Source organism: Enterobacter cloacae complex sp. IR5422 (genome assembly GCF_049238165.1).
GTDB lineage: Bacteria > Pseudomonadota > Gammaproteobacteria > Enterobacterales > Enterobacteriaceae > Enterobacter > Enterobacter roggenkampii.
This window is the reverse complement of the sequence record NZ_JBMKHT010000017.1, coordinates 1-13,973: the sequence shown is the minus strand read 5'-3', so window position 1 is coordinate 13,973 and position 13,973 is coordinate 1. Positions and strand designations below refer to the sequence as shown.

Here is a 13,973-nt window from a genome sequence, read left to right as displayed (position 1 = left end):
GCCTCCTATTCGTGTAGGCCCGGTAACCGCAGCGCCACCGGGCAAAAAATCACAGCGCCTCGCCGTTGCTGGCAATCACGCCTTTATACCACTCGAAGCTCTTCTTGCGGGAACGCGACATGTCGCCCGTGCCGTCGTCGTGCTTGTTCACGTAGATAAAGCCGTAGCGCTTGCTGTACTGGCCGGTGGTGAACGACACGCAGTCGATACAGCCCCATGGCGTATAGCCCATCAGATCGACGCCATCGTGGGTGACGGCTTTGATCATCTCCTCCACGTGGGCACGCAGGTAGTCGATGCGATAGTCATCGTTGATGCTGCCGTCTTCTTCCACCTTGTCGTAGGCACCGAAGCCGTTTTCAACGATAAACAGCGGCTTCTGGTAACGCTCGTACAGTTCGCACAGGGAATAGCGCAGGCCCACCGGGTCAATCTGCCAGCCCCAGTCGGAGGCCTTCACGTGCGGGTTCGGCACGCTGCCTTCGAAACCGGAAATGGCATCGCCGGTGCCGCCTTCCGCCTTCACCGCGTTGGTCATGTAGTAGCTGAAGCCCAGGTAGTCGCAGGTGCCTTCGCGCAGGATCTGCTCGTCACCCGCTTCCATTTTGATGGAGAAGCCACGACGCTCCCATTCGTTCAGCACGTAGGACGGGTAGTAGCCGCGCAGCTGGACGTCGGTAAAGACGTAGCGCTCGCGCATCGATTCCTGGGCGAACATCACGTCTTCCGGTTTGCAGGAGAACGGATAGAGCGCCACCATCGCCAGCATGCAGCCGACTTTCATCTCCGGGTTGATGCGGCGCGCGGCTTTCACCGCCAGGGCGCTGGCCACAAACTGGTGGTGCAGGACCTGGTACATGGTCTCTTCCGGATTTTCATGTTCCGTATAGACCACGCCCGAGCAGCAGTAGCCGAACAGCGGGGCGCGCCAGTTGCGCTGGTTGTTGATTTCGTTGAAGGTCATCCAGTATTTGACCTTATTTTTGTAGCGCTCAAAGACCACTTCCGCGAAGCGCACAAAGAAATCGACCACTTTACGGTTGGTCCAGCTGCCGTACTCCTTCACCAGGTGCAGCGGCATTTCGAAGTGGGAGAGGGTGATCACCGGTTCGATGTTGTATTTCAGCAGCTCATCGAACATGTCGTCGTAGAACTTAAGCCCTTCTTCGTTTGGCTGCGTTTCGTCACCGTTCGGGAAGATACGCGTCCAGGCAATAGAGGTGCGGAAACACTTGAAGCCCATCTCGGCAAACAGCTTGATGTCTTCCTTGTAATGGCCGTGGAAATCAATCGCTTCATGGTTGGGATAGTATTTTCCCGGCACCACGTCCTGCGTGATTTCGCGCGGCACGCCGTGTGCGCCGCCGGTTAATACGTCGCAAATGCTTGGCCCTTTGCCGCCTTTGTTCCAGCCGCCTTCAACCTGGTGAGCGGCAACCGCGCCACCCCATAAAAAATCTTTTGGTAAGGTCAATTTTTTCATCGCTGCTATTCTCAATAAATGGCTTATTGGCATCGAGTCTAGCAAAGCGAAATTAAATGTCACGATATAACAAATTGGGCATAATGTGATTTGTCACATCAAAAAAACAGGATGTTTTATTCTGCAAGTTTCTTCGCCAGCTTACGGCCGAGAGATTCCAGAATATAGATGACGGGAATTTGCGTGGTGATATCGTAGACGCCTGCAATACGCGTCTGGGGAACGTGCCAGGAGAGATTAAAGTCCGCCAGTTTTGCGAGACGCGAGTGCTCGTGGCTGGTAATGGAGAGCACCTTGCAGTGATGCAGGCTAAACTGGCTGGCGAAGCGCAGGATCTCCTCGGTCTCACCCGAGACGGAGAGCACAATCGCCAGCGCATTTTTCGCCATGTCATTGGTGACCGGGAAATAAGGGTCATCAATATGGTTACTGAATTTTCCGATATTAGAAAAGAAACGTGCGCCATATTTTGCCAGCGAGCCTGACGTTCCTGCGCCGACAAATATAATGCGTTCCGACGATAAAATAATATCGACCGCACTATCTAATAACGCGTCGAACTCTTCATTATTTACGCTTTTAAAGAAGCTGATTATTTCGCTGGTGCCGAAATTCGCCTGCTGGGGCTCGTTTTGTTCAAGATAAAGCTTAAAGCGAACGCGAAACTCCGAGTAGCCTTCGCAGTTAAGCTTGCGGCAAAAGCGCAGGATAGTGGTCGTCGAGACACCCGCCGCATCCGCCAGCTCGCGGATGGTCATGTACATGACTTTGTCACGGTTTTTAATGACATAGTTGTAAACCATCATCTCCAGGTTATTGAGACTGGCAATGGCGGAGTGGGTGAACATACTCACAGTGGCATAACTCTTATTCAGACCTGATGTATTCATCATAACATGGGGCCTGACGACAGGATCCATTTTTATGCTCTTGATTTTTAATGGTTAAATTTTAATGTGAACAAATGTTAGGTGAAAAATTTATTTATGCCTATGATTTATAGTCATAAATTCTGATGTGAAATTATTTTAGCTAACAGGTGTTCACTGGAATCATTCTCAGTTAGCATAGTGATGCGATGAATAATCATCTTTTGTTTTCCCGGAGTTTTGTATGGTGAGTAGACCATTAATCGCACAGGGATATTCGCTGGCTGAGGAAATAGCCAACAGCATCAGCCACGGCATTGGCCTGGTGTTTGGGATTGTCGGTTTGGTGTTATTGCTGGTGCAGGCGGTAGACGCCAATGCCAGCGCGATGGCTATTACCAGCTACAGTCTCTATGGCGGGAGCATGATCCTGCTGTTTCTGGCCTCGACGCTGTATCACGCGATCCCGCATCAGCGGGCCAAGATGTGGCTCAAGAAATTTGACCACTGCGCTATCTATCTTCTCATTGCAGGTACCTATACGCCGTTTCTGCTGGTGGGGCTCAACTCACCGCTGTCGCGCGGGCTGATGATCGTTATCTGGAGCCTGGCGCTGCTCGGGATCCTGTTTAAGCTCACCATCGCGCACCGGTTTAAGGTGCTGTCGCTGGTCACCTATCTGACCATGGGCTGGCTGTCGCTGATCGTGGTGTACCAGCTGGCAATCAAACTGTCGATTGGGGGCGTGACGCTTCTGGCCTTAGGCGGCGTGGTGTATTCGCTCGGCGTCATTTTCTACGTCTGCAAGCGCATTCCCTACAACCATGCCATCTGGCACGGCTTCGTGCTGGGCGGCAGCGTGTGCCACTTTTTGGCGATTTATTTGTACGTGGGGCAGGTGTAGTTTTTCGTCGGGTGGCGGCTTCGCCTTACCCGACCTACGGGATAAGTAGGCCCGGTAAGCGCAGCGCCACCGGGCGATACAGCATCACTCTTCCAGAGAATACGGCAGCGGCTCGATGCTCAGCGTGTTCACATCGTCACGCACGCGGAACACGCTGTCCGCTTCCATGTCGTTGTTCATAACGGCCTGCACCAAAAGACGTCCATCATCCAGCTGTACGGCGGCTAATACGGTGCCGGTTCGGCGCCAGTTTTCACCCATCTTCAGCTCTAAATCTTCCCCCGCTTCAGGGACGCGGCTGGCATGTCCCGCCAGCGTCCACAGCGCGCGTTTGTTTGCCCCGCGGAATTTCGCACGCGCGACCATCTCCTGGCCGGTGTAGCAGCCTTTTTTAAAGCTGATGCCGCCCAGCGCCTGCAGGTTCGTTGCCTGAGGAATAAACTGCGCGCTGTTTGCAGCGTCAATGATCGGCAGGCCCGCTTCGATGTTCAGCGCCAGCCACTGCTGGCTGTTGTTGAGCTGCGCTTCGCCGCGCAGCGCCTCGGTGACGCGTTCGGCAGTTGCCGCATCCGTGACTAACAGGAAACGCTCCGCCGGGTGTTCAAACCACAGGATTGAGGTGGCGCCTTCGCTGACGAGCGGCTTTTCGGCATCCGGCAGTTCGCTGAACAGGTTTTTCAGCGCCGCACGCGCCTGGAAGCCGGCCACACCCAGCAGGACATGTTCGTCGTCTGCGGCAATGGTGACTTTGGAAAAGACCGCGTATTTTTTCAGCTCTTTGAGCTGGGCGTCTCGCAGGCTGCGGCGCTCAATAAAGGCAAAGCCGTCCTGACGGCGGAACAGACGCAGGTTGCTCCACATTTTGCCTTTTGGATCGCAATGGGCGGCCAGCAGGTGCTGGTGTTCGGTCATCTGGCTGACGTCGGCGGTCACCTGGCCCTGCAGATATTTTTCGGCGTCGGCACCGGTGAGCGTTGCCAGCGCCCAGTCATCAAGAGAAATAAGCGTCAGCGGCAGACGCGCAGAGGCGGCGGGCTGGCGAGGAGAAAATGGTGTAAAGGCCATAACGATATCCTGAATTGCTTAACGCTTTGATAATGCCTAATGGTAAAAGAGCCTGCAGGCAATGCAAGCGCTTTCAACAGGCCATTTGTGCCATAAACCGGTTCTGCGTAGCGCCACGCAAAATAGTGTAATCCGCTGTGTTTGTAGGGATTATTCTGGAAGCCTGCTTGTTGATCGCAATATTCCAGTAATGAAACGGTCAAAAACACGTTACACTAGCTGGTGTCCCCGTAGAGAAATAAAGAACACCGAATGGGGTACCGACTGTGCCAAACGTAATGCAGGAAACTGAACATGGATATTAACAACAAGGCCCGTATTCACTGGGCGTGCCGTCGCGGCATGCGTGAACTTGATATTTCCATCATGCCTTTCTTCGAATATGAGTATGACACCTTAAGCGACGACGATAAGCGTCTGTTTGTTCGCCTGCTTGAGTCTGACGATCCGGATTTATTCAACTGGCTGATGAACCACGGCAAACCCGCCGACACCGAGTTGCAACGGATGGTGCAATTAATTCAAACACGGAATCGGGAACGTGGTCCTGTGGCAATCTGATCTTCGCGTCTCGTGGCGCTCGCAGTGGATGTCTTTATTGCTCCACGGTCTGGTTGCGGCCTTTGTGTTACTGATGCCGTGGCCGCTGAGCTATACGCCGCTGTGGCTGCTGTTACTGTCGTTTGTCGTTTTTGACAGCGTACGCAGCCAGCGTCGTATTAATGCCCGTCAGGGAGAGATTAAATTACTGATGGATTCCCGCCTGCGCTGGCAGGGTAAAGAGTGGGATATTCTCGGTATGCCCTGGATGCTCAACTGCGGCATGATGTTACGGTTACGCAAGGTGGACGGCGGGCGTTGCCAGCATCTGTGGCTGGCGGCTGACAGTATGGATGCTGCCGAATGGCGAGACCTGCGCCGGATGCTGTTGCAACAGACGACGCAGGGGTAGCGCGCGTTAGCTAAACTTTTCTGCCATTTCACCCAGGATCTGCTCGCACCAGGTTTGCAAACGTTCATCGCTAAGATCGTACTGGTTGGTTTCGTCCAGCGCGAGCCCAACAAACAGCTCGCCGTCGGCAATAATCGGTTTTTTACTGGTGAACTCGTAACCTTCGGTTGGCCAGTAGCCGATGAACGACACCCCTTTCGGCGCCAGCTTGTCGTGCAGCATGCCGAGCGCGTCCAGGAACCATTCCCCGTAACCCAGCTGATCTCCCATGCCGTACATGGCAATGATCTTGCCGTCGAGATTGACTGAATCGAGTTGATCCCAGATGGCTTCCCAGTCTTCCTGTATCTCACCAAAATCCCAGGTTGGGATGCCCAGGATCAGCACATCGTACTGTTCCATCAGCGCGACCGCGTCATCTTTCAGGTTATGCAACGTCACCAGTTCCGGGCCAATGATGTCGCGAATTTTCTCTGCCGCCATTTCGGTGTAGCAGGTGCTGGAACCATAGAACAGACCAATATTCATCGCGTAACTATCTCAATTCATGCTTTGACTTTGCGCGTAGTGTACCAGAAACCGGTCACAATCAGGCATAATGGCCTGACTGCAGAATCAAAGGGGCTGATGTGGAAAAGGATCTCGCACTCGTTGAACAGTTTCTCGACGCGCTGTGGCTGGAAAAAAATCTGGCCGAGAATACGCTCAGCGCCTACCGGCGCGATCTTACCATGCTGGTGGAGTGGCTGGCCCGTCGGCAGCTCTCGCTGGCGAGCGCGCAAAGCGACGACCTGCAGGCGCTGCTCTGTGAACGTGTAGAAGGGGGCTACAAAGCCACCAGTTCCGCACGCTTGCTCAGCGCCATGCGTCGGCTGTTCCAGCATCTCTACCGTGAGAAGATCCGCGAAGACGATCCCAGCGCGCTGCTGGCATCCCCTAAGCTCCCGCAGCGGCTGCCAAAAGATCTCAGCGAAGCACAAGTTGAGAGATTATTACAGTCACCGGCTGTTGACCTGCCGCTGGAGTTACGCGATAAAGCGATGCTTGAGCTATTGTATGCTACCGGCCTGCGCGTTTCGGAGCTGGTTGGCCTGACGATGAGCGACATCAGCCTGCGTCAGGGCGTGGTGCGCGTCATCGGTAAAGGAAACAAGGAAAGGCTGGTTCCGCTGGGCGAAGAGGCGGTTTACTGGCTGGAAACGTATCTGGAGCACGGTCGCCCGTGGTTGCTCAACGGCGCGTCTATCGACGTTCTGTTTCCGAGCCAGCGCGCACAGCAGATGACGCGGCAAACGTTCTGGCATCGCATCAAGCATTACGCCACACTGGCCGGTATCGACAGTGAAAAGCTTTCGCCGCACGTATTGCGTCATGCCTTCGCGACGCATCTGCTCAACCACGGCGCGGATTTACGCGTGGTGCAGATGCTGCTGGGACATAGCGATCTTTCCACGACGCAAATTTACACCCATGTCGCGACGGAACGCCTGCGGCAGCTACACCAACAGCACCACCCTCGTGCGTGAGTGCCGACGAATTGTAACAGGATCAACTATGAAAAAGAGTTTCGCGCTGTTCACCCTGCTGGCAGCCTCCTTCACCGGTTTCGCCCATGCTGACGACGCCGCTATCAAACAGTCGCTCGCTAAGCTTGGCGTCACCGGCAGCGATATTCAGCCAGCACCGGTCGCCGGGATGAAAACGGTACTGACCAACAGCGGCGTGCTGTACGTCACCGAAGACGGCAAACACATTATTCAGGGGCCGATGTACGACGTGAGCGGCGCGCAGCCGGTCAACGTGACCAACCAGCTGCTGATGAAAAACCTGAACGCGCTCGAAAAAGAGATGATCGTCTATAAGGCGGCGCAGGAAAAACACGTTATTACCGTCTTCACCGATATCACCTGCGGCTACTGCCACAAGCTGCATGAAGAGATGAAAGACTACAACGCGCTGGGTATTACCGTGCGTTACCTGGCCTTCCCGCGCGCGGGCGTGCAGAGCCAGCCGGAGCAGGATATGAAGGCGATCTGGTGTGCAAAAGACCGCAACAAAGCGTTTGACGACGCGATGAACGGCAAAGGCGTTAAGCCGGCCTCCTGCGACATTGATATCGCTAACCACTACGCGCTGGGCGTGCAGTTTGGCGTGAGCGGTACGCCAGCGATTGTCCTGAGCAACGGGTACGTCGTTCCGGGCTATCAGGGACCAAAAGAGATGAAAGAGTTCCTCGACGCGCACCAGAAACAGGTTAGTGGTAAATAATCCGCGTGAAAGCCCCGATAAAATTGCGCCGCCGCGAGGCGGTTGAACCGATTGATTTGCCGGACGATCTCCCGCCGCTGCTGAAGCGCCTCTACGCCAGCCGCGGCGTGCGTCGTGCTGAGGATCTTGAACGTAGCGTAAAAGGGATGCTGCCCTGGCAGCAGCTGAACGGCATCGAAAAAGCCACTGAAATGCTCTACAACGCCCTGCGTGAGAACACGCGTATTGTGGTAGTAGGGGATTTCGATGCCGACGGCGCAACCAGCACCGCGCTGAGCGTGCTCAGCCTGCGCGCGCTGGGCTGCGATAACGTCACGTATCTGGTGCCGAACCGTTTTGAAGACGGCTACGGACTCAGCCCGGAAGTGGTCGATCAGGCCCACGCCCGCGGTGCGCAGATGATCATGACCGTCGATAACGGGATCTCTTCCCATGCGGGGGTCGATCATGCCCACGCGCTGGGGATCCCGGTGCTGGTTACCGATCACCATCTCCCCGGTGAAACGCTGCCTGCCGCCGACGCGATTATTAACCCCAACCTGCGCGACTGTGATTTTCCGTCGAAATCCCTCGCGGGCGTAGGCGTGGCGTTTTATCTGATGCTGGCGCTGCGTACCCTGTTACGCGACAAGGGCTGGTTCGACTCCCGCGGTATTGCCGCACCGAACCTGGCCGAATATCTCGATCTGGTGGCGCTGGGTACCGTCGCTGACGTGGTGCCGCTCGATACCAATAACCGTATTTTGACCTGGCAGGGCTTGAGCCGTATCCGGGCGGGCAAGTGCCGTCCGGGGATCAAGGCGCTGCTGGAAATTGCCAACCGCGACCCGCTCAAGCTGGCGGCAAGCGATTTGGGCTTTGCGCTCGGGCCGCGCCTGAATGCGGCCGGAAGACTGGACGATATGTCCGTTGGCGTCGCGCTGCTGCTGTGCGACAACATCGGTGAGGCGCGCGTGCTGGCCAACGAGCTGGACGCCCTGAACCAGACACGTAAAGAGATTGAGCAGGGAATGCAGGCCGAAGCGCTGACCCTGTGTGAAAAGCTTGAACGCAGCGGCGATACGCTGCCGGGCGGCCTGGCAATGTACCATCCCGAGTGGCATCAGGGCGTGGTCGGCATTCTGGCGTCGCGCATCAAAGAGCGCTTCCACCGCCCGGTGATCGCCTTCGCCCCCGCGGGCGACGGCACGCTGAAAGGCTCTGGCCGCTCGATTCAGGGGCTGCACATGCGCGACGCGCTGGAGCGTCTCGATACGCTGTATCCGGGCCTGATGATCAAGTTCGGCGGCCATGCGATGGCGGCAGGCCTGTCGCTGGAAGAGGCGAAATTCGACGAGTTTCAGCGCCTGTTCGGCGAGCTGGTCACCGACTGGATTGACCCGGCCCTGCTGCAGGGGGAAGTGGTGTCCGATGGCGAGCTTTCACCGCTTGAGATGACGATGGACGTGGCGCAAATGCTCCGCGATGCCGGTCCATGGGGGCAGATGTTCCCGGAACCGCTGTTCGATGGCCGTTTCCGCCTGCTGCAGCAGCGCATCGTCGGCGAGCGTCATCTGAAGGTGATGGTTGAACCGGTCGGCGGCGGCCCGCTGCTGGATGGCATTGCCTTTAACGTTGACACGGCGGTATGGCCGGACAACGGCGTGCGCGAGGTCGAGCTGGCGTACAAACTGGACATCAACGAGTTTCGCGGTAACCGCACCCTTCAGATCATCATCGACAATATCTGGCCAATTTAGCGGCAGTAATCTCTATAAAAAAGGGCGTGGATTCGGTACAATCCCGCTCTTATCACCGCATTTTGACAAGTCCATAAAAGAAAACAGACCATGTTTGAAATTAATCCGGTAAAAAACCGTATTCAGGACCTCACGGAGCGCTCTGACGTTCTTAGGGGGTATCTTTGACTACGATGCCAAGAAAGAGCGTCTTGAAGAAGTAAACGCCGAGCTGGAACAGCCGGACGTCTGGAACGAACCTGAACGCGCACAGGCGCTGGGTAAAGAGCGTTCCTCTCTCGAAGCTATCGTAGATACGCTGGATCAAATGGCCCAGGGGCTGGAAGATGTTTCCGGTTTGCTGGAGCTGGCCGTCGAAGCCGACGACGAAGAGACCTTTAACGAAGCCGTGGCAGAACTCGACGTGCTGGAAGAGAAGCTGGCGCAGCTTGAATTCCGTCGCATGTTCTCCGGCGAATACGACAGCGCTGACTGCTATCTTGATATTCAGGCAGGTTCTGGTGGTACCGAAGCGCAGGACTGGGCCAGCATGCTGATGCGTATGTATCTGCGCTGGGCCGAAGCGCGCGGCTTCAAAACCGAAATTATCGAAGAGTCTGAAGGTGAAGTGGCCGGTATTAAATCCGTCACCATCAAGATCATCGGTGATTACGCCTACGGCTGGCTGCGCACTGAAACCGGCGTTCACCGCCTGGTGCGTAAGAGCCCGTTCGACTCCGGCGGCCGTCGTCATACCTCCTTCAGCTCCGCGTTTGTTTACCCGGAAGTTGATGAAGATATCGATATCGAAATTAACCCGGCGGACCTGCGTATCGACGTTTACCGCGCATCCGGCGCGGGCGGCCAGCACGTTAACCGTACGGAATCGGCGGTGCGTATTACCCACATTCCAACCGGGCTGGTAACACAGTGCCAGAACGACCGTTCCCAGCATAAGAACAAAGACCAGGCCATGAAGCAGATGAAAGCGAAGCTTTATGAGCTGGAGATGCAGAAGAAAAATGCTGAGAAACAGGCGATGGAAGACAACAAGTCTGACATCGGCTGGGGCAGCCAGATCCGTTCTTACGTCCTTGATGACTCCCGCATCAAAGACCTGCGTACCGGGGTTGAAACCCGCAACACGCAGGCGGTGCTGGACGGCAGCCTGGACCAATTTATCGAAGCAAGTTTGAAAGCAGGGTTATGAGGAACCAACATGTCTGAACAACAAGCACAGGGCGCTGACGCGGTAGTCGATCTTAACAACGAACTGAAAACCCGCCGCGAGAAGCTGGCAGCGCTGCGCGAGCAGGGCGTGCCGTTCCCGAACGATTTTCGTCGTGACCACACCTCAGACCAACTGCACGCTGACTTCGACGCGAAAGAGAACGAAGAGCTGGAAGCGCTGAACGTTGAAGTGGCCGTTGCGGGCCGCATGATGACCCGTCGTATCATGGGTAAAGCCTCCTTCGTGACCCTGCAGGACGTTGGCGGCCGCATTCAGCTGTACGTTTCCCGTGACGATCTGCCGGAAGGCATCTACAACGAGCAGTTCAAGAAGTGGGATTTGGGCGATATCCTGGGCGCAAAAGGTAAACTGTTCAAAACCAAAACCGGTGAACTGTCTATCCACTGCACCGAGCTGCGTCTGCTGACCAAAGCCCTGCGCCCGCTGCCGGACAAATTCCACGGCCTGCAGGATCAGGAAGCGCGCTATCGTCAGCGCTACCTGGATCTCATCTCTAACGATGAATCCCGCAAGACCTTCAAAATTCGCTCCCAGATCATGGCCGGTATCCGCCAGTTCATGGTGAACCGCGACTTTATGGAAGTGGAAACCCCAATGATGCAGGTGATCCCTGGCGGCGCGTCTGCGCGTCCGTTCATCACCCATCACAACGCCCTGGACCTGGACATGTACCTGCGTATCGCGCCGGAACTGTACCTGAAGCGTCTGGTGGTCGGTGGTTTCGATCGCGTGTTCGAAATTAACCGTAACTTCCGTAACGAAGGGATCTCCGTTCGTCATAACCCAGAGTTCACCATGATGGAACTCTATATGGCGTATGCGGATTACAAAGATCTGATCGAGCTGACCGAATCCCTGTTCCGTACCCTGGCGCAGGATATTCTGGGCACCACGCAGGTCCCTTACGGTGAAGAAGTCTTCGACTTCGGCAAGCCGTTCGAAAAACTGACCATGCGCGAAGCGATCAAGAAGTACCGTCCGGAAACCAACATGGCCGATCTGGATAACTTCGATTCTGCGAAAGCGATCGCCGAAAGCATCGGTATCAAGGTTGAGAAGAGCTGGGGGCTGGGCCGTATCGTGACCGAGATCTTCGAAGAAGTGGCCGAAGCGCACCTGATTCAGCCGACCTTCATTACCGAGTACCCGGCTGAAGTCTCTCCGCTGGCGCGTCGTAATGACCAGAACCCGGAGATCACCGATCGCTTCGAATTCTTCATCGGCGGCCGTGAAATCGGCAACGGCTTTAGCGAGCTGAACGATGCGGAAGACCAGGCTCAGCGCTTCCAGGATCAGGTTGACGCGAAGGCGGCAGGCGACGACGAAGCGATGTTCTTCGACGAAGACTACGTGACCGCGCTGGAGCACGGCCTGCCACCGACGGCGGGTCTGGGTATTGGTATCGACCGTATGGTGATGCTTTTCACTAACAGCCATACCATCCGCGACGTGATCCTGTTCCCGGCGATGCGCCCGGTGAAGTAAGACGTTAAGATGTAAAAAAAGCCCCGAAAGGGGCTTTTTTATTGCGCCGCGAAGGCTTTGAGTTTTTCGCGGGCGGTTGTCGCTTCCATGACCATCCACGGGCTAAAGGCCCAGGGCGTCGCGTCCAGCGCGCGGAATAGCGCGTCCAGCTCAACCCACTGATAGTCCATCACTTCATCTTCGTTTATCGTCACGTCATTGGTGATGCGGGCGGCGAAGACCGGGCAAATTTCGTTTTCCACGATCCCGGACGGATCGGTTTCCCGATAGCGAAATTCAGGGGCGACGGCGGTGATATCGGTCAGTTCTGCGCCCACTTCAAAGCGGCAGCGGCGGATTATCGCCTGGACTGTCTCTTCGCCCGACTGCGGGTGGCCGCACACGGAGTTGGTCCAGACGCCGGGCCAGGCTTTTTTGCTTAAGGCGCGTCGGGTGATCAGACATTCGCCTTTTGCGTTAAAAAGCCAGGAAGAGAACGCCAGATGCAGCGGGGTATGTAACGTGTGAGCGGCATATTTTTCCTGAGTGCCAATCACCATTCCCTGGTCGTTTACCAAAATAACGTGTTCTTGAATACTCATTGATGCTCCAGTGCCAAATTGCCGAGTGGTTCAGCACCATCAGCCGAAGCATTATACTGCATTCTTATACGAACGGTTTGGCTCGTAGAGCGGAAAAGGGCATGACCCCTGTTCGTTTTGGCTGTTATCATAGTGCGCCATTCACGCTGACCGAGGATCTGTTTTGTTTGCAGGAAGCCTGACGAGAAAACCCCTTACCGCTATTTTTTGCCTGACGCTGACGCTATTACTGGCGGGCTGTTCAGGGAGCAAATCTTCGGATACGGGAAGCTATTCCGGTTCGGTCTACACCGTCAAACGCGGGGACACTCTGTACCGGATTTCGCGCGCAACGGGAACCAGCGTGAAGGATCTGGCGCGTCTGAATAACCTTTCTCCGCCCTACACCATCGAGGTGGGGCAGCAGCTGAAGGTTAGCGGCGGATCGTCCTCCGGTAAAAAATCCTCTTCGAAAGGCAAAACCGCCAAAGTGACGCCGTCCTATCAGGTGCCACAATCGTCATGGCCGCCGGTTGGACAGCGCTGCTGGATTTGGCCTGCCAGCGGTAAAGTGGTCGCCCCTTACTCACTCTCTGAAGGTGGCAACAAGGGTATTGATATCGCCGCTGCGCGCGGTACGCCGGTTTATGCCTCCGGGGCCGGGAAGGTGGTTTACGTGGGTAACCAGCTGCGCGGCTACGGTAACCTGATCATGATTAAGCATGGCGAAGACTACATCACGGCCTATGCGCACAACGACACGATGCTGGTCAACAACGGGCAGAACGTCAAAGCAGGGCAGAAGATTGCCACCATGGGCAGTACCGGTACGGATTCAGTGAAGCTGCATTTCCAGATTCGCTACAAGGCGACGGCCATCGATCCGCAGCGTTATCTTCCTGCGCCCGGCAGCAAACCGAAGTGCTAAGTGATTATTTAATCGCCGGTTAGTTGTGAAGAGGCTTGTATGAAGGTGCGTAAGGTCTATAATGCCTTACGCACCTCAAAGCGGGCGTAGTTCAATGGTAGAACGAGAGCTTCCCAAGCTCTATACGAGGGTTCGATTCCCTTCGCCCGCTCCAGAATTTTTTGATGTGATCCTCCTCTGTCTATTTTTTAACCAGCCTATCCTTTTCCATCCAGGTATCGTCATGCTGTTGTTTGATCGCTTCAACGAAGTTATCACGCATGCCTTCATATTCAGCACTGAGTTATCAGGTGTCATCAGAATTTTCAGCACGATGAATGCAACGGATAATTTAATCTGCGCTGCTAGCTGATGTTTATATCTAAGGAAGTTGCGATTAAGTGGTCCGCAGCTCCCGATATGACGCCCCAAACCGTCCTTTATCGACGTCCTGTGGCTCAATTTTCCAATTTTCAGCCCAAAATCGTCTCTTCGTGGCTGATTTTGGCC

General features: G+C 55.4%; 14 protein-coding genes and 1 tRNA gene. 10 read left to right on the top strand and 5 right to left on the bottom strand.

Translation table 11 applies throughout. The annotated features are described in order from the left end of the window. Positions 1-49: 49 nt before the first annotated feature. On the bottom strand, positions 50-1,483 hold the full coding sequence (bglA, locus tag ACOTXT_RS10540) for a 6-phospho-beta-glucosidase BglA (RefSeq protein ID WP_023294510.1): 1,434 nt from the start codon (positions 1,481-1,483) through the stop codon (positions 50-52). Positions 1,484-1,599: 116 nt separating this feature from the next. Then, on the bottom strand, positions 1,600-2,331 hold the full coding sequence (locus ACOTXT_RS10535; protein ID WP_059364524.1) for a MurR/RpiR family transcriptional regulator: 732 nt from the start codon (positions 2,329-2,331) through the stop codon (positions 1,600-1,602). A 265-nt stretch (positions 2,332-2,596) separates the two neighbouring features. Here ACOTXT_RS10535 and trhA point away from each other — a divergent pair, with 265 nt between their 5' ends. Beyond that, positions 2,597-3,256 (top strand): PAQR family membrane homeostasis protein TrhA, encoded by a 660-nt coding sequence (gene trhA / locus ACOTXT_RS10530; protein WP_021242052.1) that lies wholly within the window; start codon positions 2,597-2,599, stop codon positions 3,254-3,256. Between the two features lie 84 nt (positions 3,257-3,340). Here the strand turns inward: trhA and ygfZ are convergent, their stop codons facing one another. Then, the gene (gene ygfZ, locus ACOTXT_RS10525) at positions 3,341-4,321 is read right to left on the bottom strand and encodes a tRNA-modifying protein YgfZ (RefSeq protein ID WP_047745992.1); all 981 of its coding nucleotides are present in this window, start codon (positions 4,319-4,321) and stop codon (positions 3,341-3,343) included. A 294-nt stretch (positions 4,322-4,615) separates the two neighbouring features. Between ygfZ and sdhE the strand changes: the two genes are divergently transcribed. Beyond that, positions 4,616-4,882 carry an FAD assembly factor SdhE gene (sdhE, locus tag ACOTXT_RS10520; RefSeq protein ID WP_006178375.1) on the top strand — a complete coding sequence of 89 codons (267 nt, stop codon included), beginning with the start codon at positions 4,616-4,618 and terminating at the stop codon, positions 4,880-4,882. Next, entirely contained in the window at positions 4,863-5,273 is a 411-nt protein-coding gene (locus ACOTXT_RS10515) for a protein YgfX (RefSeq protein ID WP_021242050.1), read from the top strand. The genes sdhE and ACOTXT_RS10515 overlap by 20 nt, the downstream gene beginning before the upstream one ends. Before the next feature lie 6 nt (positions 5,274-5,279). Here ACOTXT_RS10515 and fldB read toward each other — a convergent pair whose 3' ends face one another. Beyond that, positions 5,280-5,801 (bottom strand): flavodoxin FldB, encoded by a 522-nt coding sequence (gene fldB, locus ACOTXT_RS10510; RefSeq protein ID WP_008499710.1) that lies wholly within the window; start codon positions 5,799-5,801, stop codon positions 5,280-5,282. Between the two features lie 101 nt (positions 5,802-5,902). Here fldB and xerD point away from each other — a divergent pair, with 101 nt between their 5' ends. The 5 genes from xerD to lysS all read left to right on the top strand — a co-directional run bounded on the left by xerD (position 5,903) and on the right by lysS (position 11,996). After that, positions 5,903-6,799 carry a site-specific tyrosine recombinase XerD gene (gene xerD / locus ACOTXT_RS10505; protein WP_219369011.1) on the top strand — a complete coding sequence of 299 codons (897 nt, stop codon included), beginning with the start codon at positions 5,903-5,905 and terminating at the stop codon, positions 6,797-6,799. 28 nt (positions 6,800-6,827) lie between these two features. Beyond that, positions 6,828-7,541, top strand: coding sequence for a bifunctional protein-disulfide isomerase/oxidoreductase DsbC (dsbC, locus tag ACOTXT_RS10500; RefSeq protein WP_008499708.1), 714 nt, complete (start codon positions 6,828-6,830; stop codon positions 7,539-7,541). A gap of 5 nt (positions 7,542-7,546) precedes the next feature. Then, complete coding sequence (gene recJ / locus ACOTXT_RS10495; RefSeq protein WP_055322108.1) at positions 7,547-9,280, top strand: single-stranded-DNA-specific exonuclease RecJ; 1,734 nt, start codon at positions 7,547-7,549, stop codon at positions 9,278-9,280. Positions 9,281-9,370: 90 nt separating this feature from the next. Continuing rightward, a protein-coding gene (prfB, locus tag ACOTXT_RS10490) for a peptide chain release factor 2 (RefSeq protein ID WP_095908218.1) occupies positions 9,371-10,469 on the top strand; the annotation gives its coding sequence in 2 pieces (ribosomal slippage) (positions 9,371-9,445 and positions 9,447-10,469; 1,098 coding nt in all). 9 nt (positions 10,470-10,478) lie between these two features. Continuing rightward, on the top strand, positions 10,479-11,996 hold the full coding sequence (gene lysS, locus ACOTXT_RS10485) for a lysine--tRNA ligase (RefSeq protein ID WP_021242046.1): 1,518 nt from the start codon (positions 10,479-10,481) through the stop codon (positions 11,994-11,996). A 38-nt stretch (positions 11,997-12,034) separates the two neighbouring features. Here the strand turns inward: lysS and idi are convergent, their stop codons facing one another. Further along, positions 12,035-12,577 carry an isopentenyl-diphosphate Delta-isomerase gene (gene idi, locus ACOTXT_RS10480; protein WP_039265495.1) on the bottom strand — a complete coding sequence of 181 codons (543 nt, stop codon included), beginning with the start codon at positions 12,575-12,577 and terminating at the stop codon, positions 12,035-12,037. A 163-nt stretch (positions 12,578-12,740) separates the two neighbouring features. Between idi and actS the strand changes: the two genes are divergently transcribed. Next, complete coding sequence (gene actS / locus ACOTXT_RS10475; protein WP_023294504.1) at positions 12,741-13,484, top strand: amidase activator ActS; 744 nt, start codon at positions 12,741-12,743, stop codon at positions 13,482-13,484. A gap of 80 nt (positions 13,485-13,564) precedes the next feature. Further along, positions 13,565-13,638 (top strand) — tRNA-Gly (locus tag ACOTXT_RS10470). Positions 13,639-13,973: the final 335 nt, after the last annotated feature.

Excerpts from the sequence above, each read along its gene's own strand:
- bglA (WP_023294510.1), bottom strand. The coding sequence starts at position 1,483 with ATGAAAAAATTGACCTTACCAAAAGATTTTTTATGGGGTGGCGCGGTT.
- ACOTXT_RS10535 (WP_059364524.1), bottom strand. The coding sequence starts at position 2,331 with ATGTTCACCCACTCCGCCATTGCCAGTCTCAATAACCTGGAGATGATG.
- trhA (WP_021242052.1), top strand. The coding sequence starts at position 2,597 with ATGGTGAGTAGACCATTAATCGCACAGGGATATTCGCTGGCTGAGGAA.
- ygfZ (WP_047745992.1), bottom strand. The coding sequence starts at position 4,321 with ATGGCCTTTACACCATTTTCTCCTCGCCAGCCCGCCGCCTCTGCGCGT.
- sdhE (WP_006178375.1), top strand. The coding sequence starts at position 4,616 with ATGGATATTAACAACAAGGCCCGTATTCACTGGGCGTGCCGTCGCGGC.
- fldB (WP_008499710.1), bottom strand. The coding sequence starts at position 5,801 with ATGAATATTGGTCTGTTCTATGGTTCCAGCACCTGCTACACCGAAATG.
- dsbC (WP_008499708.1), top strand. The coding sequence starts at position 6,828 with ATGAAAAAGAGTTTCGCGCTGTTCACCCTGCTGGCAGCCTCCTTCACC.
- lysS (WP_021242046.1), top strand. The coding sequence starts at position 10,479 with ATGTCTGAACAACAAGCACAGGGCGCTGACGCGGTAGTCGATCTTAAC.
- idi (WP_039265495.1), bottom strand. The coding sequence starts at position 12,577 with ATGAGTATTCAAGAACACGTTATTTTGGTAAACGACCAGGGAATGGTG.